The organism is Nocardia ninae NBRC 108245, from assembly GCF_007990755.1.
Classification (GTDB): domain Bacteria; phylum Actinomycetota; class Actinomycetes; order Mycobacteriales; family Mycobacteriaceae; genus Nocardia; species Nocardia ninae.
Genome location: NZ_BJXA01000031.1, coordinates 1 through 25,592, shown reverse-complemented (window position 1 = coordinate 25,592; position 25,592 = coordinate 1). Strand labels below are relative to the sequence as shown.

30 protein-coding genes and 1 pseudogene are annotated in these 25,592 nt (G+C 66.3%); 16 read left to right on the top strand and 15 right to left on the bottom strand.

Annotation, left to right across the window (positions count from 1 at the left end):
* Positions 1–111: 111 nt before the first annotated feature.
* Both NN4_RS22275 and NN4_RS22270 read right to left on the bottom strand, forming a co-directional pair.
* Positions 112–1,506 (bottom strand): DUF1254 domain-containing protein, encoded by a 1,395-nt coding sequence (locus NN4_RS22275; RefSeq protein WP_147134660.1) that lies wholly within the window; start codon positions 1,504–1,506, stop codon positions 112–114.
* Between the two features lie 80 nt (positions 1,507–1,586).
* A complete protein-coding gene (locus NN4_RS22270) occupies positions 1,587–1,880 on the bottom strand; it encodes a hypothetical protein (protein ID WP_107654975.1) in 294 nt (97 codons plus the stop codon).
* Between the two features lie 228 nt (positions 1,881–2,108).
* Here NN4_RS22270 and NN4_RS22265 point away from each other — a divergent pair, with 228 nt between their 5' ends.
* Entirely contained in the window at positions 2,109–2,387 is a 279-nt protein-coding gene (locus NN4_RS22265) for a hypothetical protein (protein ID WP_107654974.1), read from the top strand.
* Positions 2,388–2,409: 22 nt separating this feature from the next.
* Here the strand turns inward: NN4_RS22265 and NN4_RS22260 are convergent, their stop codons facing one another.
* Together NN4_RS22260 and NN4_RS22255 are read right to left on the bottom strand one after the other, a co-directional pair.
* Entirely contained in the window at positions 2,410–3,714 is a 1,305-nt protein-coding gene (locus NN4_RS22260; RefSeq protein WP_147134657.1) for a carotenoid oxygenase family protein, read from the bottom strand.
* An 18-nt stretch (positions 3,715–3,732) separates the two neighbouring features.
* Entirely contained in the window at positions 3,733–4,287 is a 555-nt protein-coding gene (locus NN4_RS22255) for a DUF3159 domain-containing protein (protein WP_147134654.1), read from the bottom strand.
* Between the two features lie 98 nt (positions 4,288–4,385).
* Between NN4_RS22255 and NN4_RS22250 the strand changes: the two genes are divergently transcribed.
* Positions 4,386–4,904: a PadR family transcriptional regulator gene (locus NN4_RS22250; protein ID WP_147134651.1), complete on the top strand. Its 519-nt coding sequence runs from the start codon at positions 4,386–4,388 to the stop codon at positions 4,902–4,904.
* A gap of 7 nt (positions 4,905–4,911) precedes the next feature.
* On the opposite strand, the gene NN4_RS22245 is transcribed toward NN4_RS22250, so the two are convergent.
* Positions 4,912–6,177 (bottom strand): vWA domain-containing protein, encoded by a 1,266-nt coding sequence (locus NN4_RS22245; protein ID WP_147134648.1) that lies wholly within the window; start codon positions 6,175–6,177, stop codon positions 4,912–4,914.
* Positions 6,178–6,227: 50 nt separating this feature from the next.
* Complete coding sequence (locus NN4_RS22240; RefSeq protein ID WP_222595137.1) at positions 6,228–6,770, bottom strand: ATPase; 543 nt, start codon at positions 6,768–6,770, stop codon at positions 6,228–6,230.
* A gap of 81 nt (positions 6,771–6,851) precedes the next feature.
* Here NN4_RS22240 and NN4_RS22235 point away from each other — a divergent pair, with 81 nt between their 5' ends.
* Both NN4_RS22235 and NN4_RS22230 read left to right on the top strand, forming a co-directional pair.
* Complete coding sequence (locus NN4_RS22235) at positions 6,852–8,228, top strand: MFS transporter (protein WP_246181017.1); 1,377 nt, start codon at positions 6,852–6,854, stop codon at positions 8,226–8,228.
* Complete coding sequence (locus NN4_RS22230; protein ID WP_135235708.1) at positions 8,218–8,637, top strand: MarR family winged helix-turn-helix transcriptional regulator; 420 nt, start codon at positions 8,218–8,220, stop codon at positions 8,635–8,637. Before NN4_RS22235 ends, NN4_RS22230 begins: the two co-directional genes overlap by 11 nt.
* Positions 8,638–8,841: 204 nt before the next feature.
* Here NN4_RS22230 and NN4_RS22225 read toward each other — a convergent pair whose 3' ends face one another.
* Positions 8,842–9,015: a CsbD family protein gene (locus tag NN4_RS22225; RefSeq protein WP_107654970.1), complete on the bottom strand. Its 174-nt coding sequence runs from the start codon at positions 9,013–9,015 to the stop codon at positions 8,842–8,844.
* Between the two features lie 224 nt (positions 9,016–9,239).
* On the opposite strand from NN4_RS22225, the gene NN4_RS22220 reads away from it, so the two are divergent.
* The 7 genes from NN4_RS22220 (at position 9,240) to NN4_RS46630 (ending at position 14,727) form a co-directional block, all read left to right on the top strand.
* A complete protein-coding gene (locus NN4_RS22220) occupies positions 9,240–9,563 on the top strand; it encodes a hypothetical protein (protein WP_147134645.1) in 324 nt (107 codons plus the stop codon).
* 100 nt (positions 9,564–9,663) lie between these two features.
* Positions 9,664–10,251, top strand: coding sequence for a chemotaxis protein CheB (locus NN4_RS22215; RefSeq protein WP_147134642.1), 588 nt, complete (start codon positions 9,664–9,666; stop codon positions 10,249–10,251).
* Complete coding sequence (locus tag NN4_RS22210; RefSeq protein ID WP_246181016.1) at positions 10,248–12,155, top strand: CheR family methyltransferase; 1,908 nt, start codon at positions 10,248–10,250, stop codon at positions 12,153–12,155. Before NN4_RS22215 ends, NN4_RS22210 begins: the two co-directional genes overlap by 4 nt.
* 312 nt (positions 12,156–12,467) lie before the next feature.
* Positions 12,468–13,076, top strand: coding sequence for a GAF domain-containing protein (locus tag NN4_RS22205; protein ID WP_186818566.1), 609 nt, complete (start codon positions 12,468–12,470; stop codon positions 13,074–13,076).
* 15 nt (positions 13,077–13,091) lie between these two features.
* The gene (locus NN4_RS22200; protein ID WP_147134636.1) at positions 13,092–13,844 is read left to right on the top strand and encodes a GAF and ANTAR domain-containing protein; all 753 of its coding nucleotides are present in this window, start codon (positions 13,092–13,094) and stop codon (positions 13,842–13,844) included.
* A gap of 143 nt (positions 13,845–13,987) precedes the next feature.
* Positions 13,988–14,530 (top strand): phosphoribosyltransferase family protein, encoded by a 543-nt coding sequence (locus tag NN4_RS22195; RefSeq protein WP_147134632.1) that lies wholly within the window; start codon positions 13,988–13,990, stop codon positions 14,528–14,530.
* Between the two features lie 65 nt (positions 14,531–14,595).
* The gene (locus NN4_RS46630) at positions 14,596–14,727 is read left to right on the top strand and encodes a hypothetical protein (RefSeq protein WP_281289391.1); all 132 of its coding nucleotides are present in this window, start codon (positions 14,596–14,598) and stop codon (positions 14,725–14,727) included.
* Positions 14,728–14,734: 7 nt separating this feature from the next.
* Here the strand turns inward: NN4_RS46630 and NN4_RS22185 are convergent, their stop codons facing one another.
* Positions 14,735–15,574 (bottom strand): SDR family oxidoreductase, encoded by an 840-nt coding sequence (locus tag NN4_RS22185; protein WP_147134629.1) that lies wholly within the window; start codon positions 15,572–15,574, stop codon positions 14,735–14,737.
* 219 nt (positions 15,575–15,793) lie between these two features.
* Between NN4_RS22185 and NN4_RS22180 the strand changes: the two genes are divergently transcribed.
* On the top strand, positions 15,794–16,687 hold the full coding sequence (locus tag NN4_RS22180) for an STAS domain-containing protein (RefSeq protein WP_147134624.1): 894 nt from the start codon (positions 15,794–15,796) through the stop codon (positions 16,685–16,687).
* Between the two features lie 3 nt (positions 16,688–16,690).
* Here NN4_RS22180 and NN4_RS22175 read toward each other — a convergent pair whose 3' ends face one another.
* The 3 genes from NN4_RS22175 to NN4_RS22165 all read right to left on the bottom strand — a co-directional run bounded on the left by NN4_RS22175 (position 16,691) and on the right by NN4_RS22165 (position 19,084).
* A complete protein-coding gene (locus NN4_RS22175) occupies positions 16,691–17,374 on the bottom strand; it encodes a PAS and ANTAR domain-containing protein (RefSeq protein WP_147134803.1) in 684 nt (227 codons plus the stop codon).
* A gap of 133 nt (positions 17,375–17,507) precedes the next feature.
* The gene (locus tag NN4_RS22170) at positions 17,508–18,293 is read right to left on the bottom strand and encodes an ANTAR domain-containing protein (RefSeq protein ID WP_147134621.1); all 786 of its coding nucleotides are present in this window, start codon (positions 18,291–18,293) and stop codon (positions 17,508–17,510) included.
* Complete coding sequence (locus NN4_RS22165) at positions 18,290–19,084, bottom strand: GAF and ANTAR domain-containing protein (protein WP_147134616.1); 795 nt, start codon at positions 19,082–19,084, stop codon at positions 18,290–18,292. The genes NN4_RS22170 and NN4_RS22165 overlap by 4 nt, the downstream gene beginning before the upstream one ends.
* 336 nt (positions 19,085–19,420) lie before the next feature.
* Here NN4_RS22165 and NN4_RS22160 point away from each other — a divergent pair, with 336 nt between their 5' ends.
* Positions 19,421–19,738: an anti-sigma factor gene (locus NN4_RS22160; RefSeq protein WP_147134613.1), complete on the top strand. Its 318-nt coding sequence runs from the start codon at positions 19,421–19,423 to the stop codon at positions 19,736–19,738.
* Positions 19,728–20,567: an RNA polymerase sigma factor SigF gene (locus NN4_RS22155; protein WP_147134610.1), complete on the top strand. Its 840-nt coding sequence runs from the start codon at positions 19,728–19,730 to the stop codon at positions 20,565–20,567. The genes NN4_RS22160 and NN4_RS22155 overlap by 11 nt, the downstream gene beginning before the upstream one ends.
* A gap of 3 nt (positions 20,568–20,570) precedes the next feature.
* Here the strand turns inward: NN4_RS22155 and NN4_RS22150 are convergent, their stop codons facing one another.
* Both NN4_RS22150 and NN4_RS22145 read right to left on the bottom strand, forming a co-directional pair.
* Positions 20,571–21,077: a flavin reductase family protein gene (locus NN4_RS22150; RefSeq protein WP_246181015.1), complete on the bottom strand. Its 507-nt coding sequence runs from the start codon at positions 21,075–21,077 to the stop codon at positions 20,571–20,573.
* 136 nt (positions 21,078–21,213) lie between these two features.
* Complete coding sequence (locus NN4_RS22145; RefSeq protein ID WP_147134604.1) at positions 21,214–21,570, bottom strand: MerR family transcriptional regulator; 357 nt, start codon at positions 21,568–21,570, stop codon at positions 21,214–21,216.
* A gap of 50 nt (positions 21,571–21,620) precedes the next feature.
* Here NN4_RS22145 and NN4_RS22140 point away from each other — a divergent pair, with 50 nt between their 5' ends.
* A complete protein-coding gene (locus NN4_RS22140; RefSeq protein WP_147134601.1) occupies positions 21,621–22,265 on the top strand; it encodes an NAD(P)H-dependent oxidoreductase in 645 nt (214 codons plus the stop codon).
* 78 nt (positions 22,266–22,343) lie between these two features.
* Here the strand turns inward: NN4_RS22140 and NN4_RS22135 are convergent, their stop codons facing one another.
* The gene (locus NN4_RS22135; protein ID WP_147134598.1) at positions 22,344–22,904 is read right to left on the bottom strand and encodes a YdeI/OmpD-associated family protein; all 561 of its coding nucleotides are present in this window, start codon (positions 22,902–22,904) and stop codon (positions 22,344–22,346) included.
* On the opposite strand from NN4_RS22135, the gene NN4_RS22130 reads away from it, so the two are divergent.
* Positions 22,894–23,490, top strand: a complete 597-nt coding sequence (locus tag NN4_RS22130) for a hypothetical protein (RefSeq protein WP_147134595.1) — start codon at positions 22,894–22,896, stop codon at positions 23,488–23,490. The genes NN4_RS22135 and NN4_RS22130 overlap by 11 nt on opposite strands.
* A 3-nt stretch (positions 23,491–23,493) precedes the next feature.
* On the opposite strand, the pseudogene NN4_RS22125 reads toward NN4_RS22130, so the two are convergent.
* Positions 23,494–24,687 (bottom strand): annotated as a pseudogene (locus NN4_RS22125) (lipase family protein).
* Positions 24,688–25,592 lie beyond the last annotated feature (905 nt).

Sequence of the window (25,592 nt, the reverse complement as noted above, 5' to 3'; positions counted from 1 at the left end):
CACGCTACGAGCCGGTTAGGAACTTCCGGTTCCTAACCGACGAACAGCGGGAGTGATTCGCGGAACTGCGGCCCATCCGCGAGCCCCGGAGGCCCTGCGTACGACTCGACCTCACGGCACCGGCAGCAGCGGCGGTGGCTGCCAACGTCCTTGGATCGCTTCGGCTTTCGGTGCGTACAGCCGCATGGTGAGAGAGAACGGTCCCGATTCCGGTATGGGTAGCCAGTTGCCCACCGGGACACTCGGACCCGGGTCTGCGTGCTGGACCGCGAGATCGACGGAGCCGTCCGGATTGGGCACCACCGGAATTTGGTGGCCGATGGCGTAGATCCCGGCGGGGTTGGACATCAGGTAGCTGTCCACGTCGTAGGCGGTCAGCGACCAGAACGCGTCGACCGGCGGTGTCTGCCCCGCCGGGAAGTGCAGGCGGAACCGGCCCGCGCTGTCCGCCGTGGCGAACAGCGTCGGATAGATGGCGTCCTCGGCCAGATTGGCGCCGAGCCCTTTCCACGCGATGGCGGCGCGCTGGAGATAGTTGGTGCCGTAGGTGCCGATGGCGGGGTCGAAGGTCCAGCCGTTCTCGTGTACCGCCTTCGGATCGAGGTAGACCGGGATCTGTTGCCGCGCGGTGTGCACCGCCGAGGACAGTTCGTGGTCGGTGAGTCCGATGACCTTGCCGCCCGGCGTGATCCCGATCGTGGCGAAGCGTTTCATCGCGGGGGCGTCGTCGGGTGCGGGCGGGTTGGTGGCCAGCACCGCGCACATCCGATCGAAGAAGGTCCGCGCATCCATCTCGGCGACCTGCTTCGCGGGTGGCACCGAATCCGCCTGGGGCACAGCGGGAAGCGGCGCGACCGGATGGCGCGCTGTCCAGTCGCTCAGCGGCATCAGTTGCAACTGTTGCTGAATCGCGTGCACGGCAGGCAGGTCCGGCGGGCCGTTCACCTGGATCCGGCCGATCAACCACACCGTCGGCGTGGGCACGAGCAGCGGCGTGACATCGTCGGGCAGGGTGCCGGACCAATTCGGCCCGACGATGGCATAGGTGCCCGACGATCCCGGCTTCGCCTGCGGCCGAACGCTGCTCGGGTTGTGCACGGTGTTCGTCCACGCGTCGAGCAGCTGCATCAGCCAGTACCGGCCGCCGTCCATCGCGGGCACCCGCAACACGATCGGCTCGGCCCGCAGATCGAGCCACGCGACCGAGTACAGCGTATCCAGGTTGAGCCGCACCACATCTCGCCGCGCGGGAGTCGGCAGCGCGGCGGCGTGCTGGAACCGATTGGCGGGCGTGGACGCCTCGGCCGCCGCCCTGGTGACGTCCATCAGGACCAGCGGGAAGCCGAAGATGTAGGCGTCCTTGGCGATCGACTCGGCGGCACTGGGCGCAGCGGTGGCCGGCCCCGAGGACGCGTCGTCGGACCGGCCGCACGCCGACAACCCGGCCGCTGCCGCGGTCGCCGCCAACCCGAGCACGCTCCGACGCGACAGTCCGCCTGCGCCCATAGGTTTTCCCCTGCTTCCGATCCGGTCGGACATGGCCAGCGATCGCGCAGGAGTATAGCTAAATGTTTGCCACTAGCGGCTCAGGTGCCCAGCACCGCGTTCATGATGGTGCCCGCGCTGGTGGCGACGACACCGCCGATCATGGCTCCCGCAATCATCTTCGGCGACTGCAGCGCGCCACCCTGCCACTTCTCCCAGGCGAACTTGCCGCCCGCGAAGATGATGGCCAGGATGCCCGACAGCAGCGCGAACCAGGTGAGGTAGCGAACCATCTGTAAGAGCTTGTCCGACAAGGGCGGCGCTTCCGGGGTCGGGTTGCTGACCTGCGCCAATGTCGTGAAAGTCTCCCCGACCGACGCCAGAATGATGCTCACCGTCTACTCCCTACGCTCCACTACAACTTTGGTGCCGCCGAGCTGCCACGCGAAAGTTGTTCAACCCCCGCTCCACCCATCATCCCGAGCTTCAGCAACCCCGGCAAGTGCCCTGGTACGGCGAACTTCACTCCAGCGCACCGACCCGACTGCATTGCAGCGAACAAACCGATACCATCGCAGACAGCGAATCCTGCCCTGTCCCGAATCCAGAATGAGCTGACCACGATGATCCTGCTCGCCGTGCACGACACACTGCTAGCTCAGATCGGCAACCCCAGCCCCGAGGCTCCGCCGGTCTCCGACAAGTTCCTCCAACTGGTCCGCTACTTCACCTGGTTCGTTCTCCTGGCCGGCATCGTCGCCATCATTTACGCGGGCGGCAAGTTCGCGTGGGAGAAGTGGACCGGCGGCGGCCTCGATTCCCCGAAGATGGTGGCGGGGGCCATGATCGGTGGTGTCGTCGCCACCAGCGCGGGCACCATCATGAACGCCGTCATCGGCTGACCCCCGCCCGCTCCCCTACGCCCTACTGGTCCGCCAACCAACTTCCGTGGAACCCGAACGGGACCCGCTGCGGCAGGTGAATGGTGGCAACCGGTGCCGCGGCCAGGTCGGTGGCGTCCAGGATGGTCAGATCGCTGCTGTCGGTGGCGGCGTCGTAGACGAAGGTCATGAGATAGCCGTCGCCGCCCGGGTTCTCGTCGGCGGGCGCGAAGACCGCCTCGCCGGGGATCCGTCCCGGGCCGAACTCGTGCGCCGTGCTGCTGCCGGTGTGCAGGTCGTAGCGCAGTAGCGCGCCGAAATCGTCGGCCACCGTGGTATGACCGAACCGCGCGTTCGACCCGACCAGACGATCGTCCACCCGCGGGAATTCGGCGACCCGATCGTCGAGTTGCTCCTCGGCGACGGTGCCCGCGGCGAGATCGATGGTCCACCGCCAGAGGGTCGACTTGTCGAAGGTGTGCGATTCGGCGCGCCACAGCTGCGGATAGCGCATCACGTACAGCACGATCTTGCCCGGCTCGTCGTAGGCGTTGAGCGTGTGGAAGACGTAGCAGGGCTCGATCGGGAACCAGCGCACCTCTCCGTGCGGATCGTCGCGCCGGAGCACACCGAGGCGCGCCTGGTAACTGTCGCTCCAGCGGAACGGCATGCCCGTGCGGGCGACCGCTTCCGCCAGGTCGAAAACGACGGGTAGATCCATGAATACGACGTGTTCGGCGGTGAGGTTGAAGTCGTGCTGCATCGTCGGGGCAGGCACCTCGATCGGACGGCTGAGCTGGAGATTGCCGTCGGCGTCGGCACGGTGATAAGTCAGGAACGGCGGTTTGGTGAGTTCGTAGCCGAAGAAGTGCAGCTCGCCGGTGACCGGGCAGGTCTTGGGGTGCGCGGTCATCGCGGTGTCGAGCCTGCCGTCGAAATCGTAAGCGCCGACGGTGTCCAAGTCGCAGGTCAGTTCGTACGGAAGCGACGACTCGACCAGCGCCAACGTGCGGCCCGCGTGCCGGATGACGTGGGTGTTGGCGACACCGGCGGTCAAGTCGTGGTTGCCGAACTCGTCGTAGATGCCCACGCCGTCGGTGAAGGTGGTGGTGCGGACCCAGCGATTGCGGTAGGAGACCGCCCGGCCGTTCTCGATCCGTACGCCGTGCACCATGCCGTCACCGGCGAACCAGTGGTGCGAGGCGGCCGCATGCGGATTCGGGCCGTTGCGCAGATACCAGCCGGTGAGTTCGGGCGGAAGCTGTCCGGTAACCGGCAGGTCGTATGCGGTGAGCTCGTCGGTGACGGGCGCGTAGTTGCCGGTGAGGTGTGGCACGGATGTAGTCATGGGAGACAACCGATCTGATCAGGGTCGAGCGGCGGCGGGGGCCTTGGACTGGATGTAGGCGACGTAGCGGATCGTGAACACCGCGGGCACCACGAAGGCCAGCACCTGCGCGATGGTCCGCAGCGTCGAGTCGGCATGGGCGAGCGCGATCAGCACGACGCAGCCGATGGTGAAGCTCGCCGCCCACACCGCGGTGAGCACGTAGGCGGTGCGGACGAAAACGGGATGGTCCCAGAGTTCCTGCGGGGCAGTTTGTTTCGCGATGCCGAGGGTGAAGGGTTTACGCAGTGCCAACGAGACGCCCGCGATCAGCGCGAGCACACCGGAGGACAGTGCGGGGCTGTAGGGGTGCAGCGCGGTATCCGGATCGGCGAAGGCGAGCACCGTCAACCCCGCGAAGAAGACCAGCGATCCGAGGTCGATGATCAAGGCGTCGAGGGTACGACCGGCCCGGAGTTGCCTGGTCACCTCGAACAGCGACAGCAGCAGGGCGCCCAGCGCGGCCCACTGCCAGTGCGCGGCGGGGACCACGGCGTAGACAATCCAGGGGGCGAACGTCCGCAGATACGACATGTCCGATAGCTCCTCGCCGCTCGACATTCCAGTTTTGACATGTCGAAACTAGATGCTGCCGATCCGACCTGTCAAGAATGGAATGTAGAGTGACCCGCATGAGCCTTCGGTACGCCGTGCTCGGCCTGCTGGCCGACCGCCCTGCCAGCGGTTACGACCTGATCTATCGGTTCAAGCACTCGCTGGCCAACATCTGGACCGCGACGCAGAGCCAGATCTATACCGAGCTCACCAAGCTCGCCGAGGCCGAACTCATCAACGTGTCGGAGGAAGGTCCGCGCGGCCGCAAGGAATACACCATCACCGACGCAGGTCTGGCCGCGCTACGACACTGGCTCACCGAGACCGCGCCGAAGCAGGCCAACCGCAACGAGCTACTGCTACGCGTCTTCTTCCTCGGCGTCATACCGCGCGACCGAGCCGAGGCGTACCTGACCGACATCGAGACCTGGGCCGACCGACATCATGCCGACCTGATGGCGCTCAAGGAGTCGATCGACTGGGAGGACAACGACTTCTCCAGAAACGGCCGCATCGCCTTGGAATGGGGCGAACGCTACTTCGTGATGAACAAGGAGTGGGCCGAGTGGGCGAAGAAGCAGATGCCCGAACGCTGAAGGTGATTCAGCGCAGCACGCCCGCATCCCTGGCCGCCCGCAACCACGCCGGGAACTCACCGAGCAGTCGTGCGTACAACTCGCCGTCGTCGACCCGATCGATATCGTCGAGCGCGAAAAAGCCTGCGTTGTCGACGGTTCGACCGGTCAACTCGTCCAGCGAGCGGAGCAGGCCGTAGTTGGCCCGGCCGAGGCCGATGAACTGCCAGAACGCAGGCAGCTGCGATGCTTCGCGCATGAGCGCGCTGATGTCGCGCTTGTTCGCGAAACCGCCATCGGTGAAGAACAGGACGAGCGTCGGCCCGTCGCCGGGGCGTAGCGAGGCCATGATGTCGCGCATGACCGGCAATTCGTCGTTGCGGCCGCCGATTTCGGCGTAATCGATGCCCGCGTGGGTGCCGCCGAGGTGCAAGTAGGTCTGTGCCCACTCGTCGGCCTGCGCGACGGTGATGTCGGGCAGCTTGGCGAACGAGAGGGCATACAGGTACGCCTCCAGTGCGCCGTTGTCGTCCAGCTGGGTCGCCACCGGGATCATCCGCTGCACCACGCGGTGCACCACCTGATTGCGGTATTGCTTCTGCATGCTGCCGGTCTTATCGATCACCAGCACCACACGTGCGCGAATTCCCCAGGCGCCTTGGTCGACCAGCACCTTGGCGACAGCGTGCTTGCGCAAATCCAACTGGCCGCGCTTCTCGAACGAGAGAGCCGCCTCGCCCGGCACGGTCCGCACTTCGAGCTCCGGTGCGACGGAAGCCGATTCGGCCGGCGCGGGCGCATCGTCCACGTGCACACCGTGATCGGTGACGAGCTCCGCGAATCCGCCCGCGTACCCCTGCCCCACCGCCCGGACCTTCCACTCGGCACCGCGCCGGTACAGCTCCAGCGCGATGACCACGGACTCACTGGCGAGGCCATCGATCCGATACTCGTACAACACATCTCCGGCCGGATCGGCCACCGTCGCCACCGGCGCGGCGAACTCGCCGAACGCAGCGCCCGGTTCGTCCAGCGTGATCACCACCCGCAGCTGCTCGATCGCCGCGGGCAGGTCGGCGAACGAAACCTCCAACGCCGCAGCCGCGTCGACCCGCAGCAGCACACCGGGCGCGGCGGGTTGATTGAAGAACACGAAGTCCGCATCCGAACGCACCGTCCCCGCCGCCGTCACCAGCAATGCCGACACCTCGATGTCCGCCGCACTCCGCACCGACACCACCACCCGCGACTGCGCCAGCGACCCGTTCTCCCCCTTGACAAGCGCAGCACCCACCGAGACTCCCTAGATCACACCGACGAACCGTAGTCAGGGTAGGCCAGCGGCTATGTCACTGCCGGATGACCGGTCCGCCAACCGGTCAAGGCGACGACCGCGGCCGCGATGTCCTCGGGTGTGCGGTCGGTCGTGTCGACGACGTGCACCCAGTCCGGCACCGCGGCGGAGAGTTCGTGGGACATGGCGATGCTGCGTTCGATGTGCCTGGCCAGTTCGATGCCGTTCTCGCGGTGCGCAAGCCGGGCTCGGGCGGTGTGGTCGTCGCAGGTCAGCAGTACTGCGGTGATGGTGGGGGTGTCGCCCATCGCGGCCGAGAGTTCGCCCATGACCTCCGGCAGCACGGACGCGGTATTCGTATAGACGAGCCGGCGGTAGCCGAGGGCGCGGTAGTTCTGCCACATCGCTGCCAGGTTCTGTTCGGCGAGGCCGTGTTCCCAGGTCGGCGGGTAGGCCAGGTCGAGGTTGTCGCCCTCGATCAGCGCGTGCCGCACCTTGGCGCCGGACAGCAGTGCGTGCACCGCGAGGCCGACCCGGCTCTTGCCGACACCCGAACGTCCGCCGAGGAACAGCGCTTCCGTCTCCGAGATCACCTGCCCAGCATGCCAACCTCTGCGCTGCGACGCCGCTCACAGCCCTTGCGTTCGGAACAGTTGTGACTACACAATCATTGTGTGATCACAACTGTTGAGCAGATGACCGCGCGGCGCAAAACGCTCGTGCTGGCCACCTGCTGTCTGAGCCTGCTGATCGTGTCGATGGACGCGACGATCGTGAACGTCGCGATCCCGACCATCAAGGCCGATCTGGACGCACCACTGCCCCGGTTGCAGTGGATCGTCGACGTCTACACGCTCACGCTGGCCAGCCTGCTGATGCTGGCCGGCGCGGCGGCGGACCGATTCGGGCGGCGCAGAGTGTTCCGCATCGGCCTGATCACCTTCGCGCTCGGCTCGCTGCTGTGCAGTCTCGCCCCGTCCATCGAGGTCTTGATCGCGGCCCGGTTCGTGCAGGCGATCGGCGGCTCGATGCTCAACCCGGTGGCGATGTCGATCATCACCACGGTGTTCACCGGACGGGTGGAACGCGCTCGCGCGGTGGGGGTTTGGGGCGCGGTGGTCGGCATCTCGATGGCGCTGGGCCCGACCGTCGGCGGCGTGCTGATCGACACCCTCGGCTGGCAGTCGGTGTTCTGGATCAATCTGCCGATCTGCGCGCTCGCGCTGGTGCTCACGACTGTCTTTGTGCCGGAATCGAAGTCGGCGACGGTGCGCGGCATCGACCCGATCGGACAGGTGCTGGCGGTGGTGTTCCTGTTCTCAACGGTCTTCGGGCTGATCGAGCGGCAGCCGGTGATCTTCGTGGTCTCGGCGATCGCGCTGGCGGCGTTCGTCTACTACGAGTCGCGCCGCGTCGACCCCTTCATCGATCTGCGCTTCTTCCGCAGCGTGCCGTTCAGCTCGGCGACGGTGATCGCCGTCTTCTCCTTCGCCGCGCTCGGCGCCTTCCTGTTCAGCAACTCGCTGTATCTGCAGACGGTGCGGCACTATTCGGCCGTGCACACCGGTCTGCTCTATCTGGCGATGGCGGTCGCGGTGGTGGTCTTCTCGCCACTGTCCGGGCGGTTCGTCGGGAGGTACGGCACCCGGCCGTCACTGATCGCTGCGGGTGTAGCGATGACCGTCGCCGCCGTGCTGCTCACCACGCTCGACCCGCAGACCCCGGTGTGGGTGTTGGTGGTCATGTTCGCGATCTTCGGAGTCGGTTTCGGCATGGTCAACGCGCCGATCACCACCACGGCGGTCAGCGGCATGCCGCTGGATCGAGCGGGCGCGGCGTCCTCGGTCGCCTCGACCAGCCGCCAGGTCGGCACGAGCATCGGTGTCGCACTGTGCGGCGCGCTGACCGGCGCGGGGCTGTGGTGGGTGATCGCGGTGCTGACCGCCGGTGTCGCCATACTCGGCATAGCCGCGAACACCCCGTGGGCCAAGCGATCCAGTGACCGCGTGGCCCCACTGCTGGAACAGAAAGTGCCCACCCATGCCGGATGACTCCCCGAACCCCGACGAGGTATGGGCCATGCTCACCCGCCTCGTGATGTACTCCCGCGACCCGTGGCGACGGGCCGCGAGCGAGCGAACGGGCTTGTCGTTCGGCCGCATCCGAGTGCTGCGCCGTCTGCGGAACGGTCCGATGACGGTCAAGGAACTGGCGTACGCGGCGGCCATCGACGCCCCCGCCGCCACGGTCGCGGTCAATCAGCTCGAGGAGTTGGGTTACGTCGTCCGCGAGGTCGATCCCACCAACCGACGCCAGAAACTGGTCTCCATCACCATGGCCGGACGCGCCGTACTCGCACAGGCCCTGGCGACACCGGATCCCGCGCCGGACTCGGTCGCCGCCCTACCCCCGGACGACCTGCGGACCCTGCGCGACATCCTCGGCAAGATCGAACACTGAGCCTCGCGGAAAAGCCTCAGGCGCTCACGAATTCGCGATCACCGTACTGCACGGTGCTGGAATCCCAGATGCCACCGAGCCTTTCGACGAAACGTCGCGCCAATTCCGCGTCGGCGAGCTCGACCAAGGTTTACCCCCTACAGACGGCCGAGCGGGCGGCGCCCGATAAGGCGCGCACCCGCTCGACGGTGAACCGAAGACTGATCAGCTGCGGAAGGCGTCCTTGACCTTCTCGCCCGCATCCTTGAGGTTGGACTTGATCTGATCGCCCTTGCCCTCGTTCTTCAGGTCCTGGTCGTCGGTGGCCTCGCCGAACTTTTCCTTCGCCTTGCCGGCGAGGTCGTCAGCCTTGTTCTGGGCCTTGTCAGCTGTGCTCATTGTCTAACCCCTTTCGTCGGGTCCGACCGACCATGCCTTTTTCGGGCCGGTCGTGTGGCGGATAACCAGGTTGGATCGAGGCAAACACGCCCGAGCCCACGCCCCGGCCGTGAGTAACCCCCACTCAGGCCCCCGAGCTGGGCTTCGAGCGTAGAGTTCCAGGTGAAATTCCCCGAGTCCCGAAGCGCGGCTCCCCCGTGCCAGCGACCGAACCCGGAGGAATCATGACCCTGGTATCGCCTGACGAATTCGTCGAACAGACCACCCCGCGCCCGCCCCCGGCCCAGGCCGAGCAGGACACCCGCGCGTTGCTCGAGCTCGGTGACCGGCTGGTCCGGAGCCTGTTCGACACCGGTCTGCGACTGAACACGATCCGCATGGAGTTCGACGTGGACGGGCTGACGACCGCCGCGGCCGACAAACACCACACCGCCATCGTCGACCTCCTGGCCGAGCTGGACTCGATGATTCGCACCACCGGGACGGCGATGCTCAGCCTGACTGCCACGGCACCGATGGGGGAGCTCCGAAGCAGAAGGCGGCGATGAGCGCGTGCCGCCGCCGCGCCGGGCACGGGCCGGTCACCGGGCCGGTCAGTGGCGCAGCGCTACCCTGGTCCCGTGCACCTCACGGCTGGTCGGCGCGGCCATGACCACGAATGAGCAGTATTCCGTTGTCGCCATCGCCTCCTCGGCGGGCGGTATCACCGCGCTCTTCAAGGTTTTCGGCGCGCTGCCTGCCACCTTGCCGGTACCCGTGCTCGTCGTACAGCATCTCGACCCACGCCACAAGACGGTGCTGGCCGAATTACTCTCGCGCCGAACCGAATTGCGCGTGAAGCTGGCGACGGCGGGGGAAACCGCCGAGGCCGGAACCGTCTACATCGCGCCGCCGAACTACCACCTGCTGGTGGAGCCGCCCGGTGTGCTCACGCTGTCCGGCAGCGACCTCGTCCACTTCGTCCGGCCCTCGGCCGACCTGTTGTTCGAATCGGTGGCCGGCGCCTACGGTGCGCGGGCGATCGCCTGCGTGCTCACCGGGTCCGGCAGCGACGGCGCGACGGGGGTGAGTGCGATCAAGTCCCGTGGCGGCACCGTGGTCGTGCAGGATCCGGAAGAAGCGGAATTCAAGGGTATGCCGGGCGCCGCGGTGGCCACCGGCGATGCGGATCTCGTTGTGCCACTTGACGAGATCGCGGGTGTCATCCGTGGTCTGGTGACCGAGAGCGCAACGTGACCGAGTCGAGCGAGGAGATCATGACGGCACCGGGTGAAGACGTCGAAACCGCCGACCCGGCGCTGGAAGACCTGCTGCTGTTCATTCGTGATTCGCGCGGGTTCGATTTCACCGGATACAAGCGTTCCTCGCTGACCAGGCGGGTCCGCAAGCGCATGCAGGAGGTGCGGGTCGCCGACTATCTCGACTATCGCGATCTGCTGGAAAGCAACGCCGAGGAATTCCGGCACCTGTTCAACACCATCCTGATCAACGTCACCAGCTTCTTCCGCGATGTGGAGGCCTGGCAGTACCTGCAGCGTGAAGTACTGCCGGAGTTGATCGCGAATGCCAAGCCGGACAGCGAGATCCGGGTGTGGAGCGCGGGCTGCTCCAGCGGCGAGGAAGCCTATTCCCTGGCGATCGCGTTCGCCGAGGTGCTCGGCATCGAGGAGTGCGCGAAACGGGTCAAGCTCTACGGCACCGACGTCGATGAGGAGGCACTGCGTGAGGCACGGGCGGGCGTCTATCCCGCCAAGGCGCTCGGACAGCTGTCCGGTGAGCTCCGGGATCGGTATTTCGAACCGATCGGCGACAAGTTCACCTTTCGGTCGGACCTGCGCCGCCGGGTCATCTTCGGCAGACACGACATCACCCGTGACGCGCCTATCTCCCGGCTCGATCTGCTGGTGTGCCGAAACACGTTGATGTACTTCAATGCCGAGGCACAAGCGCAGATTCTGGACCGGTTTCACTTCGCGTTACGGGAGGGCGGATTCCTCTTTCTGGGCAAGGCGGAACTGCTGCTCTCCGAGGGTGAGCGGTTCGGGGTGGCGAGTATGCGCCAGCGCATCTTCCGGCGCCGGGCGGGTGAGATCAGGCCGCCGCATCAGCCGAACCCGCCGCGGCTCGACATCGGCCTCGGTCAGGAGGTGCAGGGGCTGGTCAAGAAGCGCCAGCTCGGCGAGCTCGCGCTGGAAACGGCGCCCTTCGGGGTGATCGGCTTGGATGCCGAGGGCAAAGTCTCCATTCTGAACAGCCAGATGCGCAGCCAATTCGGCTTGACGCTGCACGATATCGGCAGGCCGCTGAGCGAGCTGGAGATCTCCTATCGGCCGGTCGAGCTGCGATCGCTGATCCAGCAGGCCGTCGCCGAGCGTCGCACCATCCGGGTCGGCTCGACCGAACGCAAGCTCGGGCCGGAGGTCCAGTATTTCGACGTGCATATCCAGCCGCTGTGGGGCAGCGATGGCTCGGACGTGGGGGTGGTCGTCAATTTTGTCGACACGACGATGCCGACCCGGCTCTCCCTGGAAGTGAAGGTCAAAAGGGAAGAACTGGAGACGGCCTACGAGGAACTCCAATCCACCAACGAAGAACTCGAAACCACCAACGAAGAACTCCAATCCAGCATCGAGGAATTGGAAACAACGAACGAAGAACTCCAGTCGACCAATGAGGAATTGGAGACCACCAACGAAGAACTCCAGTCCGGTAATGAAGAACTGGAAACAATGAACGAGGAGATGCGGACCCGTACCGACGAATTGAACGAGACCCGCACCTTCCTGGAGGGCGTGCTGTCCAGCGTGGCCGCGGGCGTGGTGGTACTCGACGATCAACTGCGGGTGCGCAGCTGGAACCGAGGCGCCGAGGAGATGTGGGGGCTGCGCTCCGAGGAGGTCCAGCAACAGGTGTTCTTCGCGCTGGACTTCGGGTTGCCGACCCAGTTGTTGCACGAAAGTATCCAGCGCTGCCTCAAAACGGGCCGTCGCGACGGGCCGGTGGAGCTGGCCGCTGTCAACCGAATCGGGCGTTCGATCATCTGCGCGGTGACCTGTTCACCGCTGGACGGCACCCGCCACGGCGTGGTGTTGCTCTTGGAAGAGGTCCCGCCGACAAATGTTGCAATACAAGACAATTAACCGCTGGCCCGGATAAGCGCGTAGGGTTGGTGTGTGCGGTCGCATTCGGACGCTCACCAGGAAATTGCTCGTGAGTGGCAGGAATTCAGCGCCGAGCGCGAACGAGCCGCTCGGGCGGCGGCGGTGGCCGCGAAATACGAGGCACAAGCGACGCAACGACCACAATCCATGCAGCCATTTCGACAGCGCATGGCGGAGCTGCATCGAAGAATCGAAGGTCGCCATCTCGCTTGTGCCCGACTGCACCGACTACATGCCCTGCGCCTCCAACGGTGGTACATCGGGGATCGAGCCACGCTGCGACCGGTCTTCATGGCCGCGGTAGCCCAGCACCTCGGCATGGACAACGCCGCGGTCACCCTGTTCGGTCAGACCGGCGAGGAACTACTGGTGGCGGCGTCGGACGTGACCGCTCGAGCCGCGCACGATCTCGAGCTGTTGATCGGCGAGGGCCCGGCCCGTGATGTGCTCGGCGGCCGGGAATTCGTCTCCGCCAACGGCACGGACCTGGCCGCTCGCTGGCCGCACTACGGCCCCGCACTCGCCGAGCTCGGTGTGCGGTCCGTGGTCGCGGTCCCGCTGTTCTCCTCCCGCCTGCTCGGCGCCCTGTGCGTGTTCACCAGCCGAACCGGGCTGCTCGCCGAGGTCACCCCGGCCGCCGAAAAGGTGGCCGACGCCCTGGCCAACACGGTGCTACTCGCCTCGTGCGGAACCGCTGACGACGGCGCGCCACAGGGCACGTTGTTCGACGATGCCGATTACCTCGCCGCCGTCCATCAGGCGGTCGGTATGGTTGCCGTGCAATGCAGTTGCCAGCTCGACGCCGCGCTCGCACTGTTGCGCGCACGCGCATTTGCCGACGGCGTCGCCGTCTCGGAGATCGCTCGCCGCGTACTAGAGGACGGATACCAATTATGTTGACCGTCAAGGCATTTCATGGCTGAAGAGCTGGCGTTGGGGATGTCGGAGTTGACATCGCTGCTGTTGACCGGCGACGACGTCACCGAATCACTGTGCGCCGTAGCCGATACGGTCGCGCGGATGCTACCGGAGCACCCGATGGCGGGGATCATGCTCACCCGCGAGCACGGCACTATCTTCGGCGGTTCGACCGACGCGCACGCGATGCTCGTCGAGGAATTCAGGCTCAGCGAAGGTTACGATCCCAGCCTCCAGGCAATCGATACGGCACAACAGGTTTCCGTGCCCGATATCGCTGCTGAGCACCGCTGGGGCGACTATTCGAAACGCATGCTGGCCTTCGGGGTCAAATCGATTCATGCCCAACCGCTTTCGGTGAACGGAGTCGCCATCGGCGCGCTCTCGCTCTACTCGCCCCGGCCGCACAGCTTCACCGACCAGGTTCGGCGGGCCGCCATCCTGACCACCGAACACCTCGGCGTCCTGCTCGCTGTCGCCTCCGACACCGCGAGACAGGCCAAACTCACCGAACAGCTGCGGGCGACACTGGCCTCCCGATCCACCATCGATCAAGCGCTCGGCATCGTCATGGCCGAACGGCGCTGCACCCGCGACGCGGCCTTCGATGTGCTGCGCAGCAGGTCGCAACGGCGCAACGTCCGCGTCGCCGACTTGGCGGCCGAGATCATCGAGGTGGTCACCGGCCGAAAACCCGCCTTACCGCATTTCGCCGAGCCTGCCGCCCCGTCGCGGCAGCGCCGCCGTTAGCGATCACCGCACTCCCCCAAGACATTTCGCGTCCTCGTCGGCAAACCGACAGGATGAGCCGAACTGCCGAGTAGAATTGATGAAGTCCTCCTGAGTCCTGAAGCGCGGCTCCGGCCCATGCCGCTCGCTTCTCGAGGGATGCCATGGACTATTCCGCTCTACCCAGTGACCACACCGATCGCCGCGCGTATCTGCGAACGCTGTTTCTCGACCGACATGACGCGGGCCGTCGGCTCGCCGACCGGCTACAGGCCTTCCGTGGCCCGGATGTCGTCGTCCTCGGCGTCCCCCGCGGCGGTGTCCCAGTGGCCTATGAGATCGCCGCCCGACTGCGACTGCCGCTGGACACGATCATCGTCAACAAGCTTCGCGTCCCCTATCGACCGGAACTGGCTTTCGGCGCGATCGGCGAGGCGGACACCCGAATCATCGACGAGGTCGTCGTCCGCAGCACCTTCCTGAGCCCCGAGGAACCGATACCGAATCACACGAACGCGGCCGACTGTCCCGGCGGTCCGCACGGTTTCGGCGACACGGCCCGCAGGCGAAGCTCGGTGGGTGCACGGCGCTGGTCGTCGACGACGGCGTCACCACCGGCATCACCGCCCAAGCGGCCTGCCGCGCCGCCTACCGTCGCGGCGCGATCCGGGTTGTCTTGGCCGTCCCGGTCGCGCCACATCGCATAGCGCGGACGCTGGCGCACCACGCGGACAAGGTCGTGTGCCTGGAAACTCCGGCGCGCCCATGTCCCGTGGATGAGTCCTATCTGCGCTTCGACCGGGTCACCGACACCGACGTAGTCACCCTGCTCGGCAGGCACGCGTCGACGCCACTCGCGCCCGCCCGCATTCGCCTGGCGGGGACCGGGAACGGCGGCGGCTAGCGGACGGTCAGAGGATCGGCCTGCCGCCGGTGACGGCGACGCGAGCACCGGAGATGTAGCTACCGTCGTCCGAGGCGAGCAGCACATAGGTGGAGGCGAGTTCGGCCGGTTGCCCGGCCCGGCCGAGCGGGGTGTCGTCGCCGAACTTGCCGACCTTCTCCGGCGGCATCGTCGCGGGGATCAACGGCGTCCAGATCGGGCCTGGCGCCACGCTGTTGACCCGAATTCCCTTCTCCCCCAGCAACTGCGCCAGGCTGGCGGAGAAGTTGGCGATGGCCGCCTTGGTTGCGGCGTACGGCGCGAGCGTCGGGCTGGGCATATCCGAGTTCACCGACGAGCTGCCGATGATCGACGAGCCGGGCGGCATGTGCGCCAACGCGGCCTTGACCAGGTAGAAGTAGGCCCCGACGTTCAGTTTGAAGGTGTAGTCGAATTCCTCGTCGCTGATCTCGTCGAGGGTGGTGTGCGTCATCTGATAGGCGGCGTTGCTGACCAGCACATCGATTTTGCCGAATTCCGCTGCGGCACGGTCGATCACGGACCGGCAGTGTTGCGGGTCGGACAGGTCACCCGGCATCAGCACCGCCTTGCGACCGGCTTCCTCGACCAGCTGCGCGACCTCTTTCGCGTCCTCGTCTTCATTCAGATAGGAGATCAGCACGTCGGCGCCCTCGCGCGCGAAGGCGATCGCGACCGCGCGGCCGATCCCGCTGTCCGCGCCGGTGATCACGGCCGCTTTGCCGGTCATCTTCCCGGAACCGCGGTAACTCTTTTCGCCGCAGTCCGGCACCGGCTGCATCTGGGCCTGGATACCAGGGACTTCTTGCTGTTGCTCGGGGAAACCCATAGCGGAGAACCTCCTGCGCGCTCGGATGGGACGCAGACCGGTTATCCCGTCGCCGCGCCCGGAAACCTCCGTCGCCTCCTTTCGATGGCTCCGCCGGCCGCGATAGGTATACGATTCTGCGGTCGGTGGAACGGTCCAACAGGGGGCTGGCCACCGCGTTTTTCGAGCACGCGAGAGTCCGATTCGCGGTGGGATGGACCGGAGGCGGCATTGTCCGAGATGTCGATTACTGCTTTCGCGACCGACACCAGCAGCAACGGTGTCAGCGAGGGTTTGCTTTCCGAGCTGGTAGAGCACCTCCGGCAGAACCGCACCGTGCTGCGCGAGGAATGGGCACGCCGCATCACCGAGGCGCAGTTACTGACCGCGATGACGCCCGACGAGATGTTCTCCGAGGCCACCTCCGTCTACGACAACTACGTCGCCGTGCTGGAGACCGGTTCGGTGGAGGCGCTGCAGGACTACGCCAGGGATCTGTCCGAGCGCATCATCCCCCGCGGCGTCGAGACCGACGAGGTCCTCGGCATCGTGCTGCTGCTGCGCGACGTGCTGGCCCGCTCGCTTTTCGAGAAGTACCAGAACGACTTCCAGCTGCTCAATGCGGTCCTGGATGCCTACGAACCGGCCGCCAACCGCATCGCCAACACCGTGGGCGTGTCCTTCGTCGAGGAACGCGAACGCATCATCCGTCAGCAGCAAGAGGCGATCCGCGAGCTGTCCACCCCGGTGCTCCAGGTGCGTGAACAGCTGCTCATCCTGCCGATCATCGGCGTGCTCGACGGTCAGCGCGCCCGTCAGCTCACCGAGCAGCTGCTGCGCGCGATCCGGGCCAATCGTGCCAAGGTGGTCGTCATCGACATCACCGGTGTGCCGACCATCGACTCCACCGTGGCCAACCATCTGGTGCAGACCGTCGACGCGTCCGGCCTGATGGGCGCGAACGTGATCATCACCGGCCTGTCCTCGGAGATCGCGCTGACGCTGGTCACCATCGGCTTGGACCTGTCGAAGATGAATGCGGTCGGCGACCTCCAGGGCGGTATCGAAGAGGCCGAACGGCTGCTCGGCTACGAGGTCAGCCGCACCGACAGCACGCGACGACCGGAAGCCTGAAGGTCATTCGGGTCCGGACTGCTCGTGCACGGTCAGCAGCAGGTGGTCGAACGCGGTCTGCACCTGCGGCGGCGCCGGCGGCAGTGAGTCCAATTCGGCGATCAGCCGGGAGGCCAAGGTGCGCAGCTTGATGTTGGTTTCCTGGGAACGCCACTGCAACACCCGGAAGGCCTGCTCGGCGTTGAGCCGGTATACCCGCATCAGCACGCCCTTGGCCTGCTCGATCACGGCTCGTGCCTCGAACAGTTCGGGCAGCGTGCCGTCGAGCATCTCCTGCCGCTGCTCGTCGATGGTGTCGGTCAGGTCGACGTAGTGGCCTTTGGTGCCGATGACGTCGCCGTGGTCGTCGGTCATGGTGTCGCCGAAGACGATCACATGGCGGGTCACTCCGGCGGTGTCGATGATGCGGTGACGGCTGCAGAACGGCTCGGCATCGCGCAGCGACTTGGCGATCGCCTCGGCGACTTGCGCGCGGTCCTCCGGATGTTTGTGCGACAGCAGCAGTTCCGTGGTCGGTGTCACCGTCCCCGGCGTGTACCCGTGCATCGCGGCGACCTCGTCCGACCATTCCCACCGCTGATCGGCGAACCAGAATCCGAAGGTCCCGGTGGCCTGCGCGGTACCGCCGCCGACCACTTGGACGACCGCCTGGGTCGCCGCCTCGGCGGCAGGTGCGCCTGTTTTCATCACGCGGTAAGTATGCGCTCCACCTGCGGTTTTTACACCGTGTCCGTGGTCGGTCGCTCGTGTCGGAACCATATTGAAATGGCGTGTAGTCAGCGGACGGACGGTTGTCTGCCAGCCATGGAAACGGTGCGCGTCAGATGTCGATATGCCGCGGCGGCGCCAACTCGGGCGGTGCGTGCAATTTCCCGGTGGCACCGGGATCCCACGGTGCGGTGTTCTGCGCTTCGATGATGGCGCGCGCATGGACAGTGGGCGTCACGCCGTGGGCACGGGCCAGCCGCACCAACTGTTGCCGTGCCGCCGCGATATCGAGGTCGAAGTATTCGGCGAGCACACCGACCGCCGCGGCGATCACCGTGGTGCCGTGCAGCACCGCCTCCACGGTCTCACCCGTGCTGGCCCGGCGCCCGTCCACCCGCCCGGTGGACAGTGCGATCGCGGTGATGTCCGCCAGAATTTGGCCGAAATCGTTGGGGCGGGCCACCCCCCACGGCTCGTCGAGGTGCACCACGACCGAGCCGAGCGGCATCGTCAACGCGACCACCGGAAACGCGCGCATGGACCGCAGCCCGGCGGCCAGCGCCTGCCTGCGGTACTGCGGCCAGCTGGCGTCGTCGCCCGCGTCGAGATCCGCGATCATCGCCACCGCACCGTCGCGCGCACTCGACAGACCCGGCCCGGTGATATGCAGACGGGGGTCGGCCGAGCTACCGTCACGCAGCGACTCGGCGACGATCTGGATGCCCACCGTGTCCACAGGTTGGCGGGGATCGCGCAGGATCACCACCGCCGACACCGCGTCGAAGCAGTCACGGGCGTGCACCGCTACCGAGTGCAGCAGGGTCGGGACATCGAAATCGGTGGTCAGCGTCGCGGTCAGTTCCGCGATCGCCAACCGTGCCCGGGCCGAGTTCATCATTGCTGCCCCTCCGTCGAGTCGCGCTGATCCCGCAACGACAGCCGCCGGGACACAATATCGGCTGCCACGTCGGCGATGGAGCGGCGCTGCGCGTAGGAGTAGGCGCGCAACCGGTCCAGCCCTTGGCCGATCGGCACCGCGAGTTGCACTGCGACCATGCCCGCGGCATTGAAGACTTCCGCACGCGAGAAGTCGCCGTCGGCCACCGCCGACTCGTTGTCCAATCCGGCGTTGTCGAGCGCGGTTTCGACGCTGCCCGCCAGGTCGATCCGCTCGGCCCAGTTCGCGTGCAAGGTGCGCCCGACCGCGATCGCGCAGGCCGCTGCGGACTCCTGTTCCGCGGCGGCCAGCACACCGACGGTGTTGCGGTACAGCTCGAGCACGCCGATCGGCCGCAGCACGCCGGGCACCGGGAATGCGAACGCCGCGCGCACCCCTAGTGCGAGGACATCGGGGGTGAAGGCCGGCCACCGTGCGGCCACCGCGCCGAGCGCCAGATCCGGCCATAGTTGGTAGCGGTCGCCGCGGTAGGCATCGACACACGGTCCTTCACCGACCACGAACTGCAATTCATCGATCTGCTGGGCGATCGCGTCTGTCGCATAGACCAATTCGCGGGCCTGGGTGGAGTTGCTGAGCACCGCGAGAGCGGCGCCGTCGACACCGCTGAGGCGGACCGCGGCCGAGCAGAGCGTGCTGATTCCGGTAAACAGCGAACCAGCCGCGCGTGCGACATCCCGGCTCAGGTCATCAGGGTGCTCACCCTGGAAACCGCCGGATGCTCCCTCCACCCCGGACTCCTATCTCCCCGACTTCGACGCTACTCCAGCCGGGCCCTGAATCCCGCACCGACCGCGCGAACGAACGTCTTCAGCCCCTTCTTGCCGGGCTGGATGCGGGTTACGCCGGTCACAGTGCACGCCGAGAAGTTGCCGAGGTGATTGGTACGGCAAAGCGCGGGTATGGCCGCAGTGAATCGATGGGAGGCGGTGAACATGATGAAGGTGGCTTCCAGGACATCTACATCACACCAGACATCCGTGGTCGCGCACCGAGTCGTCTTCGAGCTGGCCGCTGAGCCGCACGAGCTGGGCATGCTTCGGGCGCTCACCGACACGACGTGCATGATGGCCGAGGTCACGCTCGATGCGATTCCGGACATTCGGCTGGTGCTCAGCGAGGCCGCTACCGCGCTGATGCTCGACGCGGTGCCCGGCTCGACGCTGCGGTGCGCGTTCACCTACAACCGGCGCAGCATCCGCGCGCGAATCAGCGCGACGACCACGCGCGATGTCGAAATCACCCGCGACCCGTTGAGCTGGCAGTTGGTGCAGGTATTGACCGATTCTGCCGAGTTGATCAAGGAACCTTTTGAGCCGGCGGCGGGAGGGTATCCGACGGCCATCGAATTCAGTTGGGAGCGAGGGTTATCCGATGCAGCGTGACTTCACGGCGGACCGGGTCGACGCACCGCGACGTACGCAATCCCGCGGCGACAGCTACGACAATATCGAGCCGTGGTTCGAGAAGATGGCAACGCTCGACGCGGACGATCCGCATCGAAACGAGTTGCGCGAGGAAGTAATGCGGCTGTGCCTGCCGCTGGCCGAGCACATCGCTCGCAAGTTCGCCGGTCGCGGTGAGTCTTTCGACGATCTGCAGCAGATCGCCAGTCTCGGTTTGATTCTCGCGGTCGACCGGTTCGACGTCACGCGCGGCAGCTCGTTCCTCTCGTTCGCCGTGCCGACGATCATGGGCGAGGTGCGCAGGCACTTCCGGGACCACACCTGGGCGGTACGAGTTCCGCGTCGGCTCAAGGAGATTCAGCAATTACTCGGACCGACCACCGAAACGCTGTCGAACCGGCTCGGCCGGGTACCCACCGCCAGGGAGATCGCCGCCGAACTGGACCTCGATGTCGGGGAGGTCACCCAGGCGTTGATCGCGAAGAACGGTTACCAGACCAACTCCATCGATGCCGTGACCCGTGACGACGGGGAGGCCGCGCCGATGCCGCTCGCCGCGGGACTCGGCGCGGAGGAGCCGTGCTATCAGCTGTTGGAACAGTCGATGACCGTTCGGCCGTTGATCGCCGCGCTGCCCGAGCGGGAGCGCCGGGTATTGATCATGCGATTCTTCGAATCGATGACGCAGGCGCAGATCGCCGAGCAGCTCGGTGTCTCCCAGATGCAGGTTTCGCGCATCCTGTCCAAGACCTTGAATACGCTGCGCGCCCAAGCCTCGGACGAGGAACCCTCGATCTGCGTTGCCTGACCTTTACGCCGTGTGGCCGGGTTTCAGCCTGGCGACGGCGTTGTAGCGCAGGGCGTCGGTGTGGGGCGGCGGGGGCGAGGCGGCCTCCGGCTCGATGAGCATGCCGACGTGGTCGCCCAGGTCGTGGCGTTCGAGGATGCGGCCGGTGAACCAGCCCGCGGCGGCAGTCAGGATCGGCACGTCGGCCGGGCCGGGGTGCCACTTGCAGTGCGCGAACTTGTTGATGTCGTCGCCGGTCTCCGCGCCGAAAAGCGCTGCCAGCGACGACTGTTCGCGACCGAGCAGATGCACCGCCAAGTGCTCGGCCGCCATCGCGACGCCGAAGGTGAAGTTGGTCTTGGAGATGCCGACCAGGAACCGCGGGGGTTCGATGCTCACCTGCGAGGTGAAGCCGACCAGGCACCCGGCCTGGCGACCATCGGCCCGGGTGGTCACGACGAACACCGGATAGTCGGCGGCCGCGATCACCGCGTCGAAACCGGAGCGATCTGTGGTGACGTTGTCCGACATGGTCCTCGCGCTCGGCTCGGCCGCCACCCGGCCGCGTGTTCGGATGCGGCTCGGGACCGCGGCAAGTGGGCAGTCCATAGACCACACTACGAGAAGTCGGCGGTGCGCAGGGTCTATGGATTTCGGGGCAGCGGGATCAGCGGCCGAGGTCCTGGCGGAGTTTGAGCAGGTTGGCCTTCTCCGCGAGGAGTCGTTCGATGCCCGCGTCCAATTGCCGGGTGCGTTCGTCGAGTTGCGCCAGCACGTCGTCGCGGTCCTGGTCGGTGGCGCTCTGCGGGGCGGTGCAGGCGATGTGGATCAGGGTGGCGGCTTCGGTGAGCGAGAGGCCGGAGGCGAGCAGACAGCGGATGTCGTGCACCGTCTTGACGTCCTCTTCGCGGTAGTGCCGGTACCCGTTGGGGTCGCGCTCGGGGGTCAGGACACCGGCGTTCTCGTAGTGGCGCAGCATCCGTGGGGTCGCACCGGTGAGCTGGCTCAAATCTTTGATCCGCACCTGAGCTTCTCCTTGACATTGACGTTAGTGTCATACTTTACCTTGGCCGTATGACGAACGAACGCAGTCAGCCGAAAGTACTGCTCGTGGTGTCCCATCCGGACCACGAGTCCGCCACCTGGGCCATCGCCCACGCGGTCGAGCAAGGTATCCAGGCAGATGGAAGCACGATGGTTGCCGTGCATGATCTGACGGCTTCGGGATTCGATCCGGTGTTCCGGCCTGCGGATCTCGCGGTGCATCGGTTGCTCGGCGAGGTGCCCGCCGACGTGCGGCGGGAACAGGAGTTGATCGAGTCGGCCGATGTTGTCGCCTTGTTGTTCCCGGTCTACTGGTGGTCGATGCCCGCGCTGGCCAAGGGGTGGATCGATCGGGTGTTCAGCCGTGGGTGGGCCTATGAGAACACCTCCCCCGACGGTCCGAGTGCGGTGAAAGAACTGCACTTCATCGCATTGGCGGGGATCAATCAAGGGACGTTCGATCGTCGTGGGTACAAGGACGCGATCACGCTGCAGCTCGAGCACGGTATTGCTGGTTACTCCGAGATCGACGAATCCTCTGTCGAGGTTCTCTACGGTACTGAGACCACCGACCCGCAGGCTCACGAAGAACTCGCTGCTCAGGGGTACAAACTCGGTAGTGATCTGGCGCAACGTGCGCAAGCGGCGTTCGATCGGAAGGTTGCGGTGGGCTGAGGCGGGTGGCGCCGACCTAGTGGGATGGCGCCGGCTGCACGGGATGGCGCTGAGCCCAGTGCGGGCCGCGCGTCGCAACTAGCTTGCTTGTGCGAGTGACGCGACGATCTGGCCGAGCTGCGTGGCGCGACCGGCCGGGGTGCGTGCCTTCATGAGGCGGAGGAACAGGGCGTACTGCCGGGTCCGGTCCAGCAGTTCGAACTGGACCCGCGCCCGCTCGTCCTCGGCCAGCGCGGCGGCCAGATCGGCCGGGACGGTGGCGTCGCGCTGGCGCTGGTAGGCGGCCGACCACCGCCCGTCCGCCTCGGCCGCCCGGATCGCCGCCAAGCCGGGCGCACGCATCCGGCCCGCGGCGATCAGCGCCTCGGCCTTCTCCACATTCACCTGCGACCAAGGACTTTTCGGTCGCCGTGGCGAGTACCGCTGCAAGTAGTGCTGGTCGTCGAAGCCCTTGCGATGACTGTCGATCCAGCCGTAGCACAGGGCGACGTCGAGAGCGTCGCCGATGGTGATCCCTTGGGCGCCCTTCTTCGCGATCAGCAACCAGACGCCAGCCGACTCGTCGTGATGCTCGGCCAGCCACGACTCCCAGTGCGCCGCGTCCGGGAAACGAAGTGAACCTGCGTCGATGCTTTCCATGAACCCATCATCCGCAGTTAAGTGCTCACCGAATGAGCACTTTCAAGACAGGTTCCGACTGCAACTCGGAGGTGAACCAATCCAGAACCGGCTCGGGTCCGAATACCCACGCCAGAGCCGTCCACAGAAACGAGGCCACCACCCCGTGCACTGTCGACCCGCTCATCTCGTCGCGACCGGCGCCGCCACCTTCGCCACCCTGCTGGCCGTCGCCCCGGCCGCGAACGCCGAAACGTCGCCGAGCTACCGGTGCAAGACGATCACGCCGGGTAAAGCCATCGGCGACAACCTCGCTCCCGTCGAAGCCGATAAATGCACCGCGGCGAACAAAGCGCCCAAGGCAGGCGAGATCAACGGCTTCTTCTTCATCCTCGACTCGGCGAAGAAGGGGACGTACTTCGTGTGCGGGGTCAAACCCGACGGCAAGCTGGCCGCTGCCACGGAAGAAACCGGCGCCGCCGCCCTTCCCGGCAAAGTCACCGCCGATGGTTGCATGGAGTTTCCCAAGGGCGACTTCAAGTTCACGCCAGAGCAGTTCGAGCAGGAACTTGCCAAGCAGGCCAAGAAAATGGGCACCCCGAGTTAACGGTCAGCACGTACTGGGAGCTGGACGCCCGGCGAAGCGGTCGGCCAGGTAGTCCAGTGCCCGGGGCGCGCCCGCCAGCATGGCGGCACCGTGATCGGCACCCGGAATCATGTCCAGCCGCACCGGCGTTCCCGCACGACACTATCGATCCGCCACATCGCGAACCGCCTGCGGTGACACCACATCGCCGGTGCCGTGCCACTGGTACACCGGGGCGCGCGGCACACCGTCGAAATCTTGGATGCTGTTCTCCCGCAACACCTGCGCCGTCGCCGGGTCGTCATCCAAGGCACCGCCGGTGAACACATCGGACAGTCGGCGGTTGGCACCCGCATCAATGATCTCGGTTGCGCAGGCGTTGGCTATCCGGTCGCGCAACGCCAGCCCCGCCGGGTTGAGTCGCGGCTCCAGCCGCACCCGATCGGGATACTCCCGCTCCAATCCCACAGCCGCAGCGAAACCGAGCCCGAACAGCTGGTTCGGCGCCGATCCGACATCGCGGGCCAACGCGGCCAGGTGCACCGGCACGCCGCCCTGCGCGGCACCGACGATCGGCAGTTCCGGCGCGTACTCCGGCGCGAGCGCGACAGCGAACCCCGTGGCCATGCCACCACCCGAATAACCAGCCATACCAACAGGACTGGCCGCCAGTCCCGCAGGCGCGAACCTCTGCACCGCGCGAATCCCGTCCAGGGTGAGCGTGCCGCCCAGCCGCGCCGCACCATACGCACTCGTCGGCCCGAGATGATCCGGCACCGCGACCGCCCACCCCCGAGCCAGCAGCAGATTCAAGGCAGGCGCCTCCTGCATCGTCCCGTCGAACAGACTGTGCGACGGCGCGCACCGCACCCCGAGCGAGTTCACGAACGGCTGATACGACACCAGCGGCCGATTCCCCCCGCCCGCCGGCACCAACACCGTCGTCACCGCCGCGATTGGAACACCCGCCGAGTTCGCCGACCGATACAACAGCTGCCACGCCATGACCCCCGGAAACCCGGTCGCGGCAACCTGCCTACTGCGCACCACATCCCCCACGGCATAGTCCGCGAGATCCCCCGGCGCCGCATAGAACCCATCGGCCTCACCCGCCGGATACACCGGCACCGCCGCAGCCGACGGCACCCCACCGATCCCAACCACCATCAACGCCAAACAAACCAACCTTGCTGCCACGCTGCGAAATCGGGTCGCCATCACACAACCACTCCTGCTAGTTCGGATCTACCGGAACTCGACGTCGAGGCCGCACCGACCGCCACGACAGATAGGTCTCCCCGGAGATACCCACCTCCGCCCGACATACCTGCCACAGACAACGTTGAACCACGGACGCACAGAAAGGAAGTCGCATAGCGAAGCCGTCCGGATGGGTGACCTTCGCCGATCGGTTACCGGAGCGGACATCTGCGAGTGCGGCGCCCCTCCCGACTCCCTCGACGCACGCCGCGCCTCGGCCACCCGGACGCCCTCACCAACCTCGCCATGGCGCAGTGGCGGACCGGGCAGTTCCGGAACCCGCCGACCTGCTCCGCCACGCCATCGACGGCTACCGCCGTCTCGATACCGCAGAAACCGATTCCGCGACAAGCTATCTCGCCACGCTCCCCCCTGTCGGAGCGTGCCTCGATTCCCGCCGTCGGCCCGGAAAGCTGAGGACGCCGCTGATCCCCTCCACCGGCGGCGCCTCGCGCCATCGGGCTCCGTTGCCTCGCGGATGGCGTCGCAATCATCACCGGAAGCACAGCCGTGCCGCCAAGCCGAAGGTGGTGTTCAGGCACTGAAACAGCAGGTCAGCGCCCATTTATCGATATTCCGGTCCGGAGAACACCGGATGCCGCGCCGTCTAGGCATCCTTACTTGCTCGAGGTGGACACCAAAGCCTCTGTCGCCAACTTCTATTGAATCTTGTCCGAACCGCTGCGGCCGTTCGATCGGGCGGGCCTGACCAGCCAGTCCTGGGACTGCGGACAGGGCGCTCAACCGCGCACCAATTTGTTGGTCTTCGCGCTCAACAGCGCATGGAATCGGTTGCCGATCGAGGCATATACGCTGCTCAGATCGCGTTTGTGGGGCGGGCGGGGCTCGAACCCGCGACCAAT

Coding starts and splice junctions, on each gene's coding strand:
- NN4_RS22185 (WP_147134629.1), bottom strand. CDS start 15,574: ATGGGTTTCCCCGAGCAACAGCAAGAAGTCCCTGGTATCCAGGCCCAG.
- NN4_RS22220 (WP_147134645.1), top strand. CDS start 9,240: ATGACCCTGGTATCGCCTGACGAATTCGTCGAACAGACCACCCCGCGC.
- NN4_RS22200 (WP_147134636.1), top strand. CDS start 13,092: ATGGCTGAAGAGCTGGCGTTGGGGATGTCGGAGTTGACATCGCTGCTG.
- NN4_RS22150 (WP_246181015.1), bottom strand. CDS start 21,077: ATGTCGGACAACGTCACCACAGATCGCTCCGGTTTCGACGCGGTGATC.
- NN4_RS22175 (WP_147134803.1), bottom strand. CDS start 17,374: ATGAAAACAGGCGCACCTGCCGCCGAGGCGGCGACCCAGGCGGTCGTC.
- NN4_RS22260 (WP_147134657.1), bottom strand. CDS start 3,714: ATGACTACATCCGTGCCACACCTCACCGGCAACTACGCGCCCGTCACC.
- NN4_RS22180 (WP_147134624.1), top strand. CDS start 15,794: ATGTCGATTACTGCTTTCGCGACCGACACCAGCAGCAACGGTGTCAGC.
- NN4_RS22135 (WP_147134598.1), bottom strand. CDS start 22,904: ATGGAAAGCATCGACGCAGGTTCACTTCGTTTCCCGGACGCGGCGCAC.
- NN4_RS22225 (WP_107654970.1), bottom strand. CDS start 9,015: ATGAGCACAGCTGACAAGGCCCAGAACAAGGCTGACGACCTCGCCGGC.
- NN4_RS22140 (WP_147134601.1), top strand. CDS start 21,621: ATGACGAACGAACGCAGTCAGCCGAAAGTACTGCTCGTGGTGTCCCAT.
- NN4_RS22250 (WP_147134651.1), top strand. CDS start 4,386: ATGAGCCTTCGGTACGCCGTGCTCGGCCTGCTGGCCGACCGCCCTGCC.
- NN4_RS22130 (WP_147134595.1), top strand. CDS start 22,894: ATGCTTTCCATGAACCCATCATCCGCAGTTAAGTGCTCACCGAATGAG.
- NN4_RS22255 (WP_147134654.1), bottom strand. CDS start 4,287: ATGTCGTATCTGCGGACGTTCGCCCCCTGGATTGTCTACGCCGTGGTC.
- NN4_RS22170 (WP_147134621.1), bottom strand. CDS start 18,293: ATGATGAACTCGGCCCGGGCACGGTTGGCGATCGCGGAACTGACCGCG.
- NN4_RS22275 (WP_147134660.1), bottom strand. CDS start 1,506: ATGGGCGCAGGCGGACTGTCGCGTCGGAGCGTGCTCGGGTTGGCGGCG.
- NN4_RS22230 (WP_135235708.1), top strand. CDS start 8,218: ATGCCGGATGACTCCCCGAACCCCGACGAGGTATGGGCCATGCTCACC.
- NN4_RS22155 (WP_147134610.1), top strand. CDS start 19,728: ATGCAGCGTGACTTCACGGCGGACCGGGTCGACGCACCGCGACGTACG.
- NN4_RS22265 (WP_107654974.1), top strand. CDS start 2,109: ATGATCCTGCTCGCCGTGCACGACACACTGCTAGCTCAGATCGGCAAC.
- NN4_RS22160 (WP_147134613.1), top strand. CDS start 19,421: ATGGCCGAGGTCACGCTCGATGCGATTCCGGACATTCGGCTGGTGCTC.
- NN4_RS22205 (WP_186818566.1), top strand. CDS start 12,468: ATGGCCGCGGTAGCCCAGCACCTCGGCATGGACAACGCCGCGGTCACC.
- NN4_RS22195 (WP_147134632.1), top strand. CDS start 13,988: ATGGACTATTCCGCTCTACCCAGTGACCACACCGATCGCCGCGCGTAT.
- NN4_RS22215 (WP_147134642.1), top strand. CDS start 9,664: ATGACCACGAATGAGCAGTATTCCGTTGTCGCCATCGCCTCCTCGGCG.